Raw genomic sequence first — 17,854 nt, forward strand, 5'->3', positions numbered from 1 at the left:
CACCTTTACTGAAATGTTCTCCCGAAGGAAATTTTTGTTGATTTGAGTAGAGAAAATTTGGTGTTTCGATATAGTAAATGGGAAAGTATGGACCTCAGTTGTAGAAGCAATCGCAGATATTCACGTTAGTCGTTGACGGTTTTGGCTTATAGTACCTATCTTACAGTAAAGAGGGAGCGAGCAAATGGAGAAGGTAGCGATATTAGGTTGTGGGACGATGGGGCATTCGATTGCTTTAAGTGCTGCATGGGCGAATTATGAGGTAATTGTGTTTGGACTGAATGAACAGGACATAGAAAATGCGAAAACAGGCTTACATGTTAAATTGGCGACATTACTTGAGGAAGAGGCTATTACACAACAAACAGCTGGGCTTATTCATTCTAATATTAAATTTTCAACAAGTTTACAGGAAGTCGTGCAAGATAAAACATTCATTATTGAGGCAATACCTGAAAACTTAGCGTTAAAACAACAAACCTTCTCACAGCTAGAAGAGATTATTTCGGAGACAACGGTCATTGCCAGCAACACGTCGGGTATAATGCCCTCATTACTTGCTGAAAAGATGCTTTATCCGAATCGATTAGTTATTACACACTTCTGGAATCCTGCGCATCTTGTACCACTTGTTGAAATCGTAAAAGGCGACAAGACGGATGATACAACGGTAGATCGTACGATGGCCTTAATGCATCAATTCCATAAAAAACCCATCAAAATTGAAAAGGAAATTGCAGGTTTTGTAGGTAACCGCTTACAATTTGCGTTATTTCGTGAAGCGCAACATTTATATGAGCTTGGTATCGCTTCGAAAGAAGATATCGATGCAGCAGTCGTCTATAGTATCGGTCGCCGCTTGTCCGTTACAGGACCTTTACTCTCGGCAGATATGACTGGGCTTGATGTCGTACAAGATATTACAGGCTATTTATTTGAAGATTTAAGTGCTACCAAGCAAGTCGGGCCAACTGTTGCAAAATTGACGGAACAAAACCATTTAGGCTACAAAACAGGGCAAGGGTACTATGAGTGGACAGATGCACTGTCGACAACAGTAAATAAAGAGCGCGAACAAACGTTGATCAAGCATTTAAAACAAGATTTAGAAAAGACGCTAAGATGATGCGGGGGGTATTAGGGATGGAAGGCAAGGTATTATTCATTACGGGAGCAGCTAGAGGAATTGGATTAGATATCGCTAAAGCATTCGCAGAGGTAGGTGCTAAGGTTGTGATTTCAGATATCGATGAACGACAATTAGAAGTTGCACAAACGCAAATTCAAGGAGAAGCATCGTATGTCGTCTGTGATGTAACGAATGAAGTACATATTGAGCAGGCCATTCAATATACGATCGATACGTATGGGCAGCTGGATATTTTAATTAATAATGCGGGGCTTCAACATGTTGCGATGATTGAAGATTTCCCGACCCAAAAATTTCAACAAATGATTAATATTATGTTAGTGGCACCATTTATTACAACGAAATATGCATTACCTCATATGAAAAAGCAAAAGTTTGGTCGTATTTTAAATATTGCATCGATAAACGGTATTATTGGTTTTGCTGGAAAGTCCGCATATAATTCAGCCAAGCATGGAGTCATTGGTTTGACAAAAGTAGCAGCACTTGAGACAGCAAGTGAGGGTATTACCGTCAATGCGATTTGTCCGGGTTATGTTGACACGGAGTTAGTACGTGGGCAATTTGAGGATTTAGCTTTAACACGAAAAATTCCTGTAGAGCATATACTAGAGGAAGTGTTGTATCCTTTAGTACCACAGAAACGTTTATTAGCAATAGAGGAAATTACGTCACTGGCAATGTATTTAGCGGGTGATGCTGCAAAAGGATTGACAGGACAGGCTGTTGTGCTCGATGGAGGGTATACAGCGCAATAACAATGGACCGTGGTAGAATGTAATCGCTACCACGGTATTTTTATAGGACAGCGCCTGTTTTGGAGGCGGCTGTCCCTTCCACTATGTAATTATCGATTAGAGTGCTTTATTTTCAAAGATAATGAAATCTTAGGCAAATGTAATTGACAATTCTGCCAATAAATAATAAGTTATATATGAGTATATGTTCATATATATAAATTTAATTGTGGAGGGGTTTTAAATGGGGGGTCACGATCACCATCATCATCATTCTCATAGCACTAACAAGAAAGTATTGTTCATTTCCTTTTTAATCATTACAAGCTTTATGATTGTCGAAGCGATTGGAGGTTTCTTGACAAATAGTCTTGCGCTTCTTTCAGATGCAGGTCATATGTTAAGTGACGCCGTATCGCTTGGTATCGCATTGTTGGCCATCATTTTGGCTGAAAGGGTCGCTAATGGTAGTAAAACATTCGGCTATAAACGTATTGAAATATTGGCTGCTACTTTAAATGGATTAACTTTAATCGTTATTGCATTGTTTATTTTCTATGAAGCAATCCAAAGATTTTTGAATCCACCGGAAGTCGCATCAATAGGTATGCTTATTATTAGTAGTATCGGGTTAGCGGTTAATATTTTAGTCGCTTGGATTATGCTACGTGGTGCGGATACGAAAGAAAATTTAAATATGCGGGGCGCTTATTTACATGTGATAAGCGACATGTTTGGATCAATTGGTGCCATTGTGGCAGCTTTACTTATTTTGTTTTTTGGATGGGGTTGGGCAGATCCTTTAGCCAGCATATTTGTAGCGGCACTTGTTATTCGAAGTGGTTATCATTTAACGAAAGCATCTTTGCATATTTTAATGGAAGGAACACCTTCAGATATAAATGTGGAGGACATCATTCATACGATTGAACAGCATAATGAAATTAAAGCGATTCATGATTTGCATATATGGACAATTACTAGTGGGTTAAATGCGATGTCGTGCCATGTGGTAGTGAATGAAAACTTAACGATAAAAGAAAGTGAGCAGCTACTCGATAAAATAGAACACGACTTACTTCATCAAAATATTCACCATGTGACAATACAAGTTGAAACTAATACACATAAACATGACAGTTCCATTTATTGCACAGTCAAGCAGGATACGAATGCACACCACCACCATCATCATTAATACCTTTAATTTAATAAGAAATGAGTGTTAATAATATGTCGATAGAAAAGAGAACACAACACGAACTGGATGACGAAACATTATTTGTCGTATCGCAAACATTTAAAGCATTAAGTGACCCTACGCGGATTCGTATTTTAAACATGTTATGCTGTGAGGAACATTCGGTAAATGAAATCGCGGAAAAGTTGGATTTAAATCAATCCGCTGTTTCCCATCAATTGCGTTTTTTGAAAAATCTGCGCTTAGTAAAGTTTCGCCGAGAAGGAACAACATTGTATTATTCAAGCGACGATGATCATATAATTAATCTACTTCATCAGGCAATTGATCATGCAAAGCATTAAAGTCCGAGTTCATTTCGTAGCTTGAAATCGCATAATTTTTGCCTTTGTAAGCACTGAATATAAAAAATAGCACATGATAAATTATTCATAAATATATATTATAATTTTGATATAATGTGCAAGAGTAATTTAAGGAGTTTTTATAGTGTTAAACTATCGGATTAAAGGGATTTAACAATTCCTTAATCCGTTTTTTTATATTAAACCCTTTACTAAGATAATAGATTATTTCTATCATTATGATAGGTATGATGTAATAGACGAACGGGAATGCTCTCATTACAATATAGATAAGGCAATTAAAAAATATAGTGTCTTGGATTTTTTAATTGGCAATATGAATTTCGTAAAATTCATCGTAACAACGAATTAAAAAACTATTTTGGGGTGATTGTTAATGGAAAAAGATTTAAGTCAATTCATCAGAAATGAAGCGTTTTTAAGTAAAGTTGTTTCGGCAGAAGAAGCCGCTTCTTGGATTGAGGACGGTATGAACCTTGGAATGAGTGGTTTTACACTTTTCGGGGAGCCAAAAGAATTTCCACTTGCACTATCTAAACGTGGTGAGAAAGAAAATTTCAAAGTTAATTTATATACTGGCGCATCTTTAGGTCCAACTGCAGATCAATCGATGGCTGAGGCGGATATTATTAATTTACGTGTTCCTTATCAGGGGAATGCTGTTATGCGCGGGAAAATCAATGCAGGAGAAATATTCTATATTGATCAGCATTTATCTCATACAGCAGAAGAAGTGAGAAAAGGGTCGTTAGGGAAAATCGATTATGCTATTATCGAAGCTGCTGCTATTACAGAAGACGGGCTAATTATTCCTACTGGTTCGGTAGGGAATTCGCCTATTTTTGTTGAAAAAGCTGAAAACGTTATCATCGAAATTAATACGACGGCACCAAAAGCTTATGAAGGCCTTCATGATATTTATGTTCAGAAAGCACAAGGTGAACGTAAAGAAATTCCTGTATACGGTGTGGCAGACCGTATTGGTGAGATCGGAATTAAAGTTGATCCAGCCAAGGTAAAAGGGATCGTGTTATCTGAACAGCCTGATGTACCTTCACCGTTATTTGAGCCAAATGAAGAAACACAGCAAATTGCAGATCACTTATTGGATTTCTTTGCAAGTGAAGTGGAAGCGGGCAAATTACCAGAGTCATTAGCTCCATTACAATCGGGAGTAGGATCAGTTGCAAATGCGGTTTTAAATGGCATGCAAAAATCACAATTTAAGGATATTGAAGTGTTTTCTGAAGTTCTGCAAGATGGCGTATTCGATCTAATCGATGCGGGAATCGTGAAATTCGCAGCGGGTACTGCATTCTCACTATCGAAAAAACGTGTGGATCAACTTGCAGAGGATTTAGAAAAGTATAAAGATAAGATTATGTTTAGACCACAGGAAATCTCAAACAATCCTGAAGTTATTCGACGTTTAGGTGTTATATCATTCAATACTGCCCTTGAGGTAGACATTTATGGAAATGTTAATTCAACACACGTAAACGGTACAAAAATTATGAACGGTATTGGTGGTTCTGGTGACTTTGCACGTAATGCTCGAATTACAATTTTTGTAACTTCTTCTTTAGCAAAAAATGGTGCCATTTCAACAATCGTTCCATTCGTATCGCATATTGACCATACAGAGCATGATGTGGATGTTATTGTTACGGAGCAAGGATATGCGGATCTTCGCGGACTCCCACCAGTAAAGAGAGCCGAAAAATTAATTGAAATTGCGCATCCTAAATATCGCGCGCAATTACGTGCCTACTTTGAAGAAGCGAAAGAAAAAGTCGGCGGTCAAACACCACATATTCTAGAAAAGGCATTTTCTTTCCATACGAATTTAAAAGAGCATGGAACAATGTTAGTTGATGATATAAAAATCAATAACTAGTAATAATTGTACGGGAAAAAGGCGGTGTTTCAAAGATGGATGTACAATTTCCAATTGGGAAATTAGAAGTTCCTGAAAAGGTGACATTAGATCATATTCAGGAGTGGGCAAAACAAATCGAAACGTATTCAACTCGTCTAAATGAAACGGTTGATGGATTAAGTACCGAACAATTAAATAAAACATACCGTGAAGGCGCCTGGACAGTCCGCCAGCTTGTGCATCATATTGCAGATTCACAGCTAAATATGTATCAGCGTTTAAAACTTGCGTTAACAGATGATAATCCTACAGTTCCAGCATTTGATGAAGAAAAGTGGGCAATTCAGCCGGATACGGAGCTTCCTGTTGAAAGCTCGATTAAAATGTTAGAAGGAATTAATGAGCGTATTGTTGCTTTAGCGCATCATTTAACAGAAGTGCAATTAGGACGTGTATTCACGCACGAAACAAATGGCGAAATTTCTGTAGCGACTAAGGTAGCGAAACTGGCGTGGCATGAAGAGCACCATTTAGCTCATATTAAAATCGCATTATCAAAATAATAGCTCTTTACAAAATTGGCTTATCTAAACTTGATAAGCCAATTTTTGGTATTATAAAAATAAACTAGGGGGTGTAAATTTGATTTACTACGAACAATATGGGGATCCTAATCGTCCGACAATCATACTTTTACATGGGGCAATGGCAGTACATACATTTATGCAGCAATATAGCTTATTGAAAGACTATCATATCGTTTTACCTCATTTATATGGTGCTGGAAAGTCAGTTGAAATACTTTACGAACCTGAAAAATTATCGCAGGAAATACTGGAATTGATCCGGTCACTTAATAAGAAGAAAGTTGGTATTATTGGTCATTCTATAGGCGCACAGCTTGCAGTAAAATTAGTAAGTGACAATCCGGAGCTATTTTCATTTGCTGTATTCTTTAGTTCGAATATATGCCCGAATGAAAAGACGATACAAATGTATTGTAAATTTGCCCCTATAACTGTAAGGTTGCTGCGTTCTAATTGGATTGTAAAAATGCAGGGGAAGTATTGGAATTATTCGAAGGAGCAGGCGAATGATATGGTAGCGTATGCCCAAAAAATTACCGAAGAGAATTACAAGGCGTTTTTCATTGAAACGTTAAATATAATCAATCTACCTCACTTTTATACAGTTTTAGTACCAATGCTAGCGATATGTGGTGATCGTGAAAGCAAAGACATAAGAGATTCACTTAAATTGCTAGGGGGAAATGAGCATTGTAATGTAGCGACTATTTCAAAAGCAGGTCATGATTTCCCGATGCGTAATGCCGAAAAAATAAACCCGATTTTAATCGAGTTTATTCAAAGGCTAATATGATATGTATGAATAACGGGAGTAGTTGCAGCGGAACATTATAACGCTACCAGTTAGTAAACAAAGGGAGTACCTTTAATTATTGTCTGTAGAAAATTGTTCAAGAGTCTTCCACTCTACAATTTTCTCACTTTCTTCTCCATTACTTTTAAATTTTATTTTTACTTTACGGTCACTATCTTCCTTTACGTTGTCCGCTATTATTTTTAGTATTATTTTTCCTTTACCATCAATTTCAAAGTTATTAATCCTTTTTTTATCTCCAATATCTCTATTTCCATAAATCCCTGATTTTTTTAATGGATCAGCACCGAAAAATTCATACTTTATCCCATCTTCCTCGTAAGTAATAGGATTATTATCCTTTTTTATTAACTCAATCGAATCTATCGTTACTGGTGAGTCACCTGTCCATTCAAATGGAACAACGAGATGATAAGTTTCATTTGATAGAAGCTCGAATCCAAAATTCCCTAAAAGAAATTCACCTGTTACCGCTTCTTCCTGTTCACTACAACCTACTACTGTAAACATAATGCATAAGAAGCTTATACATAATAAAATTTTCTTCATAATAAATCTCCTTAAATAATTAAACATATTTATTTAAAGCTTTTCGTAAAGCATATGATGCGGTTTGCTTCAGTAAAGCCTAATTTAAGATGTACGTGTAGGCTGGCTGTATTAGATAGTTCACAATCGCTCGCAAATTCCGTGCATCCTTTAGCCTTTGCCCATTGTTCACATGCTTGAACCAGACCTTTTGCTAAGCCACGCTCACGGTAATGCTCAACGACATATAACCTTCTAAATACCCAACTGGACTTGAATCTGTTCCTTCTACGTAGTCATGTCGAAGCTGACAATGAGCAAATCCGATTGCTTCCTCCTCACTAAATGCCAAAAAGATAGCACTGTGAGGATGTTTAATCGTTACTTCCATGTTTTGAATGAATTCCTCTAAATCATTATCTGGCCAAAGTTGTAACGCAAGTTGTGCTGTCACAGTTGCATGTTCAATCGTAGCTAATTTAATCATAGTATCCTCCTAATTGGAAATATAATAATATAATATCAAAATTTAAGAGTTGATTTCTTAAGTTCTTTAGAAAAAAATATATTTCTGATAATCTCTCTTAATTTTTTACTTTTCAATAGATGTTTTGTACTATATAAAAGTAGTATAAAATATTTACCGAAATTTAAAATTAGGGGGATCTAAATGAGTATTTATAATTATTTGGTAAGAAAAACGAACGGTGAAATTTTATCAATGGAAACATATCGGAATCAAGTGATGCTAATTGTCAATTCAGCTAGTAATTGCGGTTTTACATATCAATATGAAGATTTACAAAAATTATATGAACGGTTCGGCAATAAAGGTTTTAATGTTCTTTCATTTCCATGCAACCAATTCGGTGAGCAGAACCCTGAAGATGGTGTAACATCTGCATTGCAATGTAAAACGCAGTTCGGTGTTACTTACCAAGTATTCGATAAAATAAATGTCAATGGTAAGGAGACACATCCTTTATTTAATTACTTAAAGCATGAGGTCGATTGCCCGAAGTTTGTCCGTGATACGATGCAGCAAAAACACTTGTATGATATGATTCAGACAAATTATCCTGACTATTTAATCGGCCGCAATATTCGATGGAATTTCACGAAGTTTCTTGTAGACCGAAATGGTCGTGTCATTCAACGCTTTGAGCCAGATAGTTCATTTTTAGATATTGAAAAGGCTATTGAAAATTTATTGTAATCGGTTAGCTTTTCATATCGTACGAGAAAGAGCAAACACGAAATTAATGCGTGTTTGCTCTTTTAGTTTTAGGCATTTTTCTTCGTTCGGGTTGTACGCTTTCTTGGTGCTGGTTTCTTCGTTTTATCAAGTGATGCTTGAAGGGCCGACATTAAATCCGTAACATTATCAGGAAGTGGTCGCTTTTCGTTTACTGATACGGTACTTCCAGCCTTTTTATCTTCAATTAATTGCATTAATGCTGTACGGTATTCATCTGTATATTTTGAAGGATCAAACTCGGTTGTCAATTGTTCAACTAACATGAGCGCTGTATCAAGCTCCTTTTGAACAACGGTATCCATATCCGGAATATTTGGTACATCACCGACACTTCTTACCTCATCAGGGAAATGGATTGTCTCCATAACTAAAGCATCCTTGTAAACCCTGACTACCGCTAATTGTTCTTTGGAGCGTATGATAATTTTTGCAACACCGATCTTACCTGATTCTTCTAAAGTCCTTCTAAGTAATGCGTAAGCTTTTGATCCTGTTGCATCTGGTGACAGGAAATACGTTTTTTCAAAATAAATGGGATCGATTTCTTCTAACTTCACAAAATCAATAATCTCGACTGATTTATCCTCATTTTCTTTACGTAAATTTTCTAGTTCTTCAGCATCCAGTACGACATATTTATTTTTCGAATACTCGTAAGCCTTTACGATATCTTCCTCAGTTACTTCTTTCTCACAGCCTTCACATACTTTTTTATAGCTGATCGGTGTATGGCATTCTTTATGAAGTTGCCTTAGTTTAATATCCTTATTTTCAGTAGCCGCATGAAGTTTCACTGGAATATTGACTAATCCAAAGCTAATACTTCCTTTCCAGACAGTATGCATGCATTTTTCACCTCATTTTTCCTTACTATGGAACTAAAGTTTAATTTTTATGTATTGTCTTAGTAAAAAAAACGAAAGATAGTAGAAAAACGAAAGTTGGTTGGAAATTTGAAACCAATGTTATTAACTGATTCAAATGAAATACCAGTTGGTGATTGGTTATATGAACCAAAGTATGATGGATACCGCTGCATTCTTTCCTGGGATAAAGGAATGCATTTTCCTATTTTAAAATCTAGAAACGGCAATATACTTAATGATAAATTCCCGGAAATTATAAAGTACTGTGAGCGTATTTATGACGAGATAGCTCCATATTTACCTGTAATTTTCGACGGGGAATTAGTTTATTTAACAAATAATTTCCATAGTGAATTTTCAGTAGTACAAAAGCGGGGAAGAATGAATAATGCCGAAACGATTGAATCCCATGCGGATACTTTTCCTTGTCATTATATTGCTTTTGATTTACTGATCTATGAGGGAAAGTCAAAAATTAATAGCCAGTTGACTACTAGAAAGCAAATGCTGAATAAGTTTTTCAATACGATCAATCTCCCTACTACTATAAATTACATGAATGCTATGCGACTGCAGGCTATAGTTACTTTTGAAGATAGTACTTTTGTTTGGCAGAATGTGAAAACACATAACGGGGAAGGGGTTATTGCCAAGAAAAAAACAAGTAAATGGATGGAAGGAACAAGAACTGCTAGCTGGATAAAAATAAAAAACTGGAAATATGTAGATGTTATTTTAACGAAGTTCGATAAATCTAATGGTTTTTTTGCCGGAGCAATTTTTAAAGATGGTACATTACAGGAAATTGTCTCATTTAAACACGGTTTAAAAGAAGAGGAATACAAAACACTTACAACTTTTTTTAAGACAAATGGCACATTACTAGGAAATGAAATATCGGAAATCCCTGCTTCGATATGTGTTTCGATTGCGTGTATTGATTTTGATGGCACTAAATTAAGGGAACCAAGATTTCATGCGTTCCAGCATCATATAAATCCGGAAGAATGCCATTGGAAAAGTATGCAACGTCAGTTAAATCCAATACCTGAAAACGTAACTGTAACACATCCGGAAAAACCAGTATTCCCTGTGAATGCAATTATTAAAGATGATTTTTTACTCTACCTTCAAGAGACAGCACCTTTTATGATGCCTTTTTTAAAGGACCGTCTGTTAACTGTTATTCGTTATCCACATGGCTTACCGGGGGAAAGTTTTTATCAAAAGAACTACTTGGAAAATATACCGGACTATGTAACAACGCATATTGCGGATGAGACAAATTATGTGATTTGTAATAATATCGAAACGCTTTTATGGCTAGGAAACCAGTTAGCTATAGAATTCCATATTCCATTTCAGACAATTCATACGGATAAACCGACCGAGATTGTCTTTGACTTGGACCCGCCATCCGTCGAAGAATTTCATTTGGCAGTGAATGCAGCATTAAAGCTTAAAGTTATACTGGATCATTTTAATCTACAATCATTTATCAAAACTTCAGGTGGAAAGGGCATGCAAGTTTATATTCCCTTGCCGTTTAATACTTTTTCATATGAAGAAACCGGGGTTTTTACCGAATTTATATGTAAATTTTTAGAGCAGCAATATCCCGAATGGTTTACAATTGAGCGGCTTAAAAAAAATAGGGGAAATAGATTATATTTGGATTATGTCCAGCACAGGGAAGGTAAGACAATCGTAGCGCCCTATTCTACGCGTGGTAATGCCAATGGATTGGTAGCCGCGCCCTTATATTGGGATGAGGTTAACGAACAGTTAAAGCCAAAAAAGTTTACGACTATCCATGTAATGGAACGGATGCGTACACTCGGTAATCCATTTAGAGAATTTAGAGAAATCGGTGAAAAGCAAGCGTTCAAATCAGCGCTTGATCAAATTAATGGTTTAGGATAAATATTTTGGAGCGTTGGAAGTAATTTTGTACGGATAACAAATACTAAAAGGGTCACTCGGGGGAGGTGACCCTTTTAACCGTTAGCAACAGATGATTTTAGGCACAAAGATTTTAGTAGATGAAAGTAGCGCCGACAATAATTAAAAGAATGAATAAAACAACGATTAAAGCGAATGTTGAACCAGTACCGCCGCCGTAGCCGCCTCCGTTGCCACCACCGTAACCACCACCGTAGTTTCCGTAGTTGTTAGTATTACCTTGGTATCCACCTTGGTATCCCATGAAAAATCACCTCCTTCTCCGTTATCCTATTCAACGATGGGGAACTGATTCGGGGCATTCGAACATAAATGAATTAGAATTTAAATTATTTTTCGTTACACATCACCATTATTAACGCTATAATACCTTCTAGAGGTGAATTGAATGTTTATTTCAGAAACAACAGTAGAAGTACGCTATGCTGAAACCGATCAGATGGGTGTCGTGTATCATGCGAATTACCTTGTATGGTGCGAAATAGGGCGTACGCAAATTTTAAAGGATTTAGGTTTTAATTATGCAAAGCTTGAAGAAGATGGCTACTTATCGCCAGTGATGGATTTTTCGATTCAGTACAAGGCAGCGATGCGCTATGGTCAAACTGCGACAGTACGGACTTGGATTGAGGAGCATACGAAGCTGCGCACTACATATGGCTATGAAATTTTACATGAAGACGGGACTGTTGCAGTAACGGCGAAGTCTCAGCATATTTTAGTGAAAAAGGAAAATTTCCGCCCGGTAGCATTAAAAAAAGTAGACCCAGCTTGGGATGCAAAATATGCAGAAGTGGCAAGAATTAAGGGCTAATAATTAATTTTATATGATCAAAAGGAGCTTAGCTGTACAAACAGCTAAGCTCTTTTAATTTTCAATTTCAGGAAATAAAAGTATATATTATACTATTTGCCAAGGAGTCCGTCCCTACACATCGCACAACTCTTTTCGTTGAAAAAAGTTTTTGGCGTTTCTTCGCCCCGCGCCACTCTGCTTTAGCATAAATTGAATTTTATGCAAAAATAAAATATAAAAAATCAAGTGAAATTTTATTAGAAAAGCAACCTCATTTTATAAGGATGATATACTATTTTACTATATTTGGATATAATTATGGGTAAGAAACGACAGGCTAATTACAGACTTTGGGGGTAGTAGATATGCAATTTATTAAAAGTCCATTAGGAGTGACCATTTTATTTTCGCTCGTGGCGCTCGGTTTTCAATTAACAGCTTTTGCGGATACATTTCAAACGATTTGGTTATTTAGTGTGCTCGCTATAGCGACATTTTTTATCCATGAACTAGGGCATGCCTTGTTTGCGGTGGCGGCAGGGTATCAGTTTAACTTTTTAACGGCCGGACCTATTACGATTGAACGTAATAAGATTAGCGCTAATAAAAGCTGGGCATTTTTCGGTGGCGTCGCAAGTTGTTTGCCAAAAACAGATGACTTACAAATTATACGTCGTCAACATCTTTGGTTTGCAGCAGGGGGACCTATTATTTCGCTAATAGTAGGTAGCGGTTCTCTTATTTTAGGTTATATTTTTAATCTGCAAATTATATTATTTTTCGGGGTGTTGAATGTTGTTATTTTTCTAGTAACAGCTATTCCGTTTAACGGAGGAATGAAATCAGATGGACGTGTAATACTTGAACTATTATCGGATAAAGATCAGAATCAGTTCGTTAGCTCGCTTATACTGATGAAAGAAATGATGACACCGGTTCACCCGACATCATGGTCAAGTAATTTAGTGGAGCAAGCAAGAACAGTACAACCAAGTGAAGAAAATATTAGCACTAGCTATTTGCTGTTTTACTATGATTTATTGAAGTATGATTACGAAACCGCTTCAAAAGCCATAACTGAATATAAATCAATCCCAGTGACAAAGAAAAATAAAATGACAATGCAATTCATAACACATATAAAGCAACTGGATTTAGTAATGCTGGGACATACAGCAGCATTAGAGGAAATGAGTGAGTTACATAAGATGATTGCGCCAATTGAGCCGATTAGCTATAAGCGTAGTGAGTGGATGATTGCGAAACTTTCCGGAAATGAAACTTTGGCATCGAAAAAGCTAGTAGAACACCGCAAACAAATCGAACAAGGTAAATCACAATTCGGATTTTACTATGCGGAAGAAAGACTGACAAATTTAGTGGAGGAAAAGTTAAAATAGAGAAACCCCTGTTCTAGAAATAAAGTACCGGCTAGGCATTAAATTTAGAACAGGGGTATACATTTTTTGATTTAGTTGACGTTACAAACAGTTTTTATTTAATTTCTTTTTCAAAAATCAACTCAAAGTTCTCTGCAGATCCATAACCGACAACACTCGGTGCAAAAATTTGAACGAGTCTCCAGCCATTTTTTGCCTCTTCTTTTATAATTTCACGATAATCTTCTTTTGCAGTTGCCTTCAATAAACCTTTCTTTAACTCAATTTGAATAAATTTGTATTCGTACATCGTGATTCACCCCCTCTTGGCTTAGTTAACTTTCTTCCTTCATAAAATTCGTTAAGTATATGGTTAAACCTTTAATAAATATGAAATTTAAAATAAAAATATAACTGGTGAGAATAGTTAAGCAAATGGTCACATGACATCCTTTATACAATAAGCTTTTACTAAAAAAATGCTTTAAAGGCGAAATACAGCTATATAATATTTTTGCACGTGTCCGTAAAATATTGATATAATAAAGGTTATGATTAAAAGATAAGGGAGGTGTGTTCATGGCATCAAAAACAATCACGAATGTGCAAACCCGCTGCCATATTTTACTTACAAATACTGCGCGTGAAGCAATGAAGGAGCATGTTCCTGATGAACACGCCTTTTTTAATTTACAACAATATTTTTACGTCGCTATTGAAAAAGTTTCTGTGGAAGATGAACAAACACATATTACGATTTATTTCGATAATGAGAAAAATTTAAAGCTGAAAAGTAAATTTGATGATCGTGTTGTCATTATGGATTGTGTTTTCGATCCGAAAAATGGCCTCGTTGCAAAAAGCTTCCGTTCACGTGGTAAAGGTACACCGGTCGTAACAAATCGCCGCGCAACAATGAAAATTCATTTTGTCGCTTCACGAATTAGTGGGCATACATACCAAGCGCCATTTTTACAGGCAATTGCCGAACTGCCAATAGCACAAGAACGCTTTGACTACGTTAATAAAAGAATTAGTAGCTGGGAAGGCTATTTGAAAGTTTTAAATAAAAATGCAGATATTGAAGATATACATGCCCGTTTTTCAGCCGTTACATATGATGCGGATTTTACCCATATGACATTGCGCATTTCCAATCTGGATAATAAACAATGGAAACAGCTGGAAGGCTTAAGTGCCCGACTACGTGGTTATGTCCAGGAAATTGGAGACGTCGCAAAAATTCGTCGAAATGAAAATACAGTTGAAATTGCATTAAAGCCTTATTACAGTAACTTGGCTCGCAGAAATGAACTACATTTTCAATCAGAGGACGTTGAATTTTCCAATGCTGCGACAAAATCACAGCTAAAGCGGTTATTAAAAGGATTTGAGCGGTTAAAAGAAGGATTAGCGGCCAATGCCAATTTGGAAACAATTTTATTTGAAGACAAACCAACGATTGCAGAGCGGAAACAGCCGTTATCAATCGATTTTCATAATCAGTTAAATACGTACCAGCAGCAAGCAGTTGAAGGGGCAATGAGTGCAGAAGATTTATACGTTATTCAAGGTCCACCCGGTACCGGTAAAACGACGGTAATTTCAGAAATTTGCTACCAAAACGCCAAAGCCGGTTTAAAAACGCTCGTTGCATCCCAATCAAACTTAGCTGTGGACAATGCATTAAGTCGGCTATTGTCGAATAAGGATATCCGAATTTTGCGTTATGGCCGTACAGAAAGTATTGAAGAAGAAGGCAAAAAGTTTATTGAAGAAAATGTAGCGGCGTATTGGCAGGAGCAAACGTTTAATGCGATCGGCCATGAAATTTCATTGCATACAAAAAAAGAACAGCTTTTAAACGAGGAAATTGACCACGCACAAAAGGAAATTCAGGCACTAAATGAACAAAAGCTAGAACTTGAAAAGCAAATCGAGCAAAAAGAAGCGGCGAAAGCAGAGCTGCATGTATTGGCGGAAAAAATCAGTGCTTTAAAAAAAGAGTTGACGTTATGCAAGAAAGAACTTGAAGAAAATGAACGTAAACTCGAAAAACTACAAACCGTGCAAAGTACAACAGCTGAAACAGTCGCAAACTTCGAACAGCAATTAGCAGATGGAATGACTGTTGAACAGCTTACAGAACAGCAGGAAAAGCTGAGTGAAGCGAAAATTGACTATGAAAAGCAAATTGCACAAAGTAAATACAAGTCAGTTCTTCATCGTTATGAGCAGCAGTATGAAGCCATTCAATTAAAAATCCAACGTGCGAATGAAACTTCGGAATATGGAAAGATCGTCGACAAAATTGCTTCTTTGAAAAAAGTGTATGAAATTGAAGCATTCATGACTGAATATAATATTCGCCGCAACTATGCAATGGATCGATTACTTACGGCTCTAGAGCGTATCCAGCCCCAAATGGAGCAATACAAGCCTATAAAGGATGTAAAGGAACGACTTGAAAAAGCGCTGATTTACAGTGAAACAGCACTTGGCATTCATGTGACACCAGATCCCCTGGAAATGAATCATCATTATTCACTTGAAGAGGTACAGGAATTTTTAACGAAACTAAGCATGGCATTCCGTGACCGAAAAGTTAATGCACAAAACGGGACACGCTCAATTCAGGGCATCCATTTGCGCATGCAATATATTGATCAGATGAACAATAAGTATATGGATTCGATTCGTGAAACTGTGCTTATTTTTGAAAAGCTAAAAGAAGAAATCACACTTCAGTTCAAGGAGCAAAATGACGAGAAGGCACAGGTTCTTCAAAAATTGCAGGGTGAAGCTGCTGCGATCCAAACTCAAATCGATTCAATAAAAGGAAATGTGGACCCTTCAATCGTCGTCAGACATACAACGGATGAACTGGAAGAATTGCTGGCTACAAACGAGCTGGAGCAAATGAAGTTTGAAACACAGCGCCAAAATCGAGAAAGATTAGAGCTTCAGCACAGTAAAAAAGCAGAAGAACTTGCGGTACTGGATGAACAGATTGCACTTGGCACTACGACTGTTGAAGACATGACGGCACGCTTTAAAGAAATCAACAGTGAAGGCGTGCAACTCGAAAAACGCCGTACAGAGCTTGAACAATTAACGAAGCTAAATCCAGAACAAGCTATTGTAGCAGTAAACGAAAAAATTGAGCATTTCACAGCGCAAATTGCAACATTACAAGTGAAAATCGATTTACTACCCGTGACAGCCGAGCTTCAAAACGAGTGGTACGGGTTACTGGAAAATGCGAATGCGCACGATTTAGATGAAATCAGAAAATTATATGTGAAGCATGCAAATGTCATTGGTACAACATGTGTAGCGTCGGCAAATAAAGAGTTTATGGACAACTATCCAACATTTGATGTTGTCATAATTGACGAAGTATCAAAGGCGACACCACCCGAACTACTATTACCGATGTTAAAAGGTGCAAAAATCATTTTAGTAGGAGATCACCACCAATTGCCACCACTTGTAGGAGATGCAACATTTGAAGAAACGTTGGAGCAAGTAGTAAAAGAAAGTACGACGTTTGAGGAAAAACGAGAACTAGAAAAACTACTGGAAGAATCGTTATTCGAACGCCTTTACAATAACTTACCTAACCAAAATAAAACGATGCTTGCGCTGCAATATCGTATGCATAAAAATATTATGTCAACTATCACGCCGTTTTATGAAAATGAACAGGAAAGTCTGCAATGTGGTTTGGAAGATTCGGATGCTGTACGCGATCACTTCCTGCAAACTTCTAAAATTACGCGCGACAACCATTTAATGTGGCTGGATATTCCGAATGAAAAGCCGTATTTTGAACAGCGTGTAAAAGAAGGTTCAAGCTTATTCAATGTAGCAGAGCTTGATCAGATTAAACAACAATTAATGGAAATGAATGAAGCGACTGCAAAAGCAAAAGCGGAAGGGTTAATCCCGCAAGATGCTCTAAAATCTGTTGGAGTCATTTCGTTTTACGCGGAGCAAGTAAGACGCATAAACCGTCTTATCGAACAGGAACTTAGCTTACCGCATCTGCACATCCGTACAGGCTCGGTCGATAAGTTCCAGGGCATGGAGATGGACGTTATTATCGTCAGTATGGTGCGTAACCATGATCATGAGCGCGGAGAAATTGGGTTTGCCAAAGATTATCGCCGTCTAAATGTTGCATTATCCCGCGCACGTGAACTGCTTATTATGATCGGCAGCACCGATATGTTTACAAAACGTCCAAAACATGCGAAAACACGCGATATGTATTCCCATGTATTAAATACAGTAAAAGAGCAAAGCGGCTATTTTGCAATGTAAGGAAAG

Annotated in this window: 16 protein-coding genes and 1 pseudogene; 12 read left to right on the top strand and 5 right to left on the bottom strand. The window is 36.9% G+C overall.

What is annotated here, in order from left to right:
• Window positions 1-184: 184 nt before the first annotated feature.
• The 7 genes from NYE67_RS09005 (at window position 185) to NYE67_RS09035 (ending at window position 6,712) form a co-directional block, all read left to right on the top strand.
• Window positions 185-1,126, top strand: a complete 942-nt coding sequence (locus NYE67_RS09005; protein WP_340729804.1) for a 3-hydroxyacyl-CoA dehydrogenase family protein — start codon at window positions 185-187, stop codon at window positions 1,124-1,126.
• Window positions 1,127-1,143: 17 nt separating this feature from the next.
• On the top strand, window positions 1,144-1,908 hold the full coding sequence (locus NYE67_RS09010; RefSeq protein ID WP_340729805.1) for a 3-hydroxybutyrate dehydrogenase: 765 nt from the start codon (window positions 1,144-1,146) through the stop codon (window positions 1,906-1,908).
• A 223-nt stretch (window positions 1,909-2,131) separates the two neighbouring features.
• Window positions 2,132-3,085 carry a cation diffusion facilitator family transporter gene (locus tag NYE67_RS09015; protein WP_340727880.1) on the top strand — a complete coding sequence of 318 codons (954 nt, stop codon included), beginning with the start codon at window positions 2,132-2,134 and terminating at the stop codon, window positions 3,083-3,085.
• Between the two features lie 35 nt (window positions 3,086-3,120).
• On the top strand, window positions 3,121-3,432 hold the full coding sequence (locus tag NYE67_RS09020; RefSeq protein WP_340727881.1) for an ArsR/SmtB family transcription factor: 312 nt from the start codon (window positions 3,121-3,123) through the stop codon (window positions 3,430-3,432).
• Between the two features lie 397 nt (window positions 3,433-3,829).
• Entirely contained in the window at window positions 3,830-5,350 is a 1,521-nt protein-coding gene (locus NYE67_RS09025; protein ID WP_340727882.1) for a succinate CoA transferase, read from the top strand.
• 35 nt (window positions 5,351-5,385) lie between these two features.
• Complete coding sequence (locus NYE67_RS09030; protein WP_340727883.1) at window positions 5,386-5,895, top strand: YfiT family bacillithiol transferase; 510 nt, start codon at window positions 5,386-5,388, stop codon at window positions 5,893-5,895.
• 79 nt (window positions 5,896-5,974) lie between these two features.
• On the top strand, window positions 5,975-6,712 hold the full coding sequence (locus tag NYE67_RS09035; RefSeq protein WP_340729806.1) for an alpha/beta fold hydrolase: 738 nt from the start codon (window positions 5,975-5,977) through the stop codon (window positions 6,710-6,712).
• A gap of 72 nt (window positions 6,713-6,784) precedes the next feature.
• Here NYE67_RS09035 and NYE67_RS09040 read toward each other — a convergent pair whose 3' ends face one another.
• Both NYE67_RS09040 and aac(6') read right to left on the bottom strand, forming a co-directional pair.
• Entirely contained in the window at window positions 6,785-7,282 is a 498-nt protein-coding gene (locus NYE67_RS09040) for a hypothetical protein (protein ID WP_340727885.1), read from the bottom strand.
• 29 nt (window positions 7,283-7,311) lie between these two features.
• Window positions 7,312-7,748 (bottom strand): annotated as a pseudogene (gene aac(6'), locus NYE67_RS09045) (aminoglycoside 6'-N-acetyltransferase).
• 183 nt (window positions 7,749-7,931) lie between these two features.
• Here aac(6') and NYE67_RS09050 point away from each other — a divergent pair.
• Window positions 7,932-8,477, top strand: a complete 546-nt coding sequence (locus tag NYE67_RS09050) for a glutathione peroxidase (protein ID WP_340729807.1) — start codon at window positions 7,932-7,934, stop codon at window positions 8,475-8,477.
• Between the two features lie 68 nt (window positions 8,478-8,545).
• Here the strand turns inward: NYE67_RS09050 and ku are convergent, their stop codons facing one another.
• The gene (ku, locus tag NYE67_RS09055; protein WP_340729808.1) at window positions 8,546-9,364 is read right to left on the bottom strand and encodes a non-homologous end joining protein Ku; all 819 of its coding nucleotides are present in this window, start codon (window positions 9,362-9,364) and stop codon (window positions 8,546-8,548) included.
• Between the two features lie 108 nt (window positions 9,365-9,472).
• Here ku and NYE67_RS09060 point away from each other — a divergent pair, with 108 nt between their 5' ends.
• Window positions 9,473-11,308: a DNA ligase D gene (locus NYE67_RS09060; protein ID WP_340727888.1), complete on the top strand. Its 1,836-nt coding sequence runs from the start codon at window positions 9,473-9,475 to the stop codon at window positions 11,306-11,308.
• 112 nt (window positions 11,309-11,420) lie between these two features.
• On the opposite strand, the gene NYE67_RS09065 is transcribed toward NYE67_RS09060, so the two are convergent.
• Window positions 11,421-11,591: a YjcZ family sporulation protein gene (locus NYE67_RS09065; RefSeq protein ID WP_339216529.1), complete on the bottom strand. Its 171-nt coding sequence runs from the start codon at window positions 11,589-11,591 to the stop codon at window positions 11,421-11,423.
• 144 nt (window positions 11,592-11,735) lie between these two features.
• On the opposite strand from NYE67_RS09065, the gene NYE67_RS09070 reads away from it, so the two are divergent.
• Both NYE67_RS09070 and NYE67_RS09075 read left to right on the top strand, forming a co-directional pair.
• A complete protein-coding gene (locus NYE67_RS09070) occupies window positions 11,736-12,161 on the top strand; it encodes an acyl-CoA thioesterase (RefSeq protein ID WP_191699030.1) in 426 nt (141 codons plus the stop codon).
• A gap of 347 nt (window positions 12,162-12,508) precedes the next feature.
• Window positions 12,509-13,543, top strand: coding sequence for a site-2 protease family protein (locus tag NYE67_RS09075; RefSeq protein WP_340727889.1), 1,035 nt, complete (start codon window positions 12,509-12,511; stop codon window positions 13,541-13,543).
• Window positions 13,544-13,637: 94 nt separating this feature from the next.
• Here NYE67_RS09075 and NYE67_RS09080 read toward each other — a convergent pair whose 3' ends face one another.
• On the bottom strand, window positions 13,638-13,832 hold the full coding sequence (locus NYE67_RS09080; protein ID WP_340727890.1) for a DUF4177 domain-containing protein: 195 nt from the start codon (window positions 13,830-13,832) through the stop codon (window positions 13,638-13,640).
• Between the two features lie 269 nt (window positions 13,833-14,101).
• Between NYE67_RS09080 and NYE67_RS09085 the strand changes: the two genes are divergently transcribed.
• The gene (locus tag NYE67_RS09085) at window positions 14,102-17,848 is read left to right on the top strand and encodes an AAA domain-containing protein (protein ID WP_340729809.1); all 3,747 of its coding nucleotides are present in this window, start codon (window positions 14,102-14,104) and stop codon (window positions 17,846-17,848) included.
• Window positions 17,849-17,854: the final 6 nt, after the last annotated feature.

Origin of the sequence: Solibacillus sp. FSL W8-0474, from assembly GCF_038004065.1 — a bacterium.
Classification (GTDB): Bacteria; Bacillota; Bacilli; order Bacillales_A; family Planococcaceae; genus Solibacillus; species Solibacillus faecavium.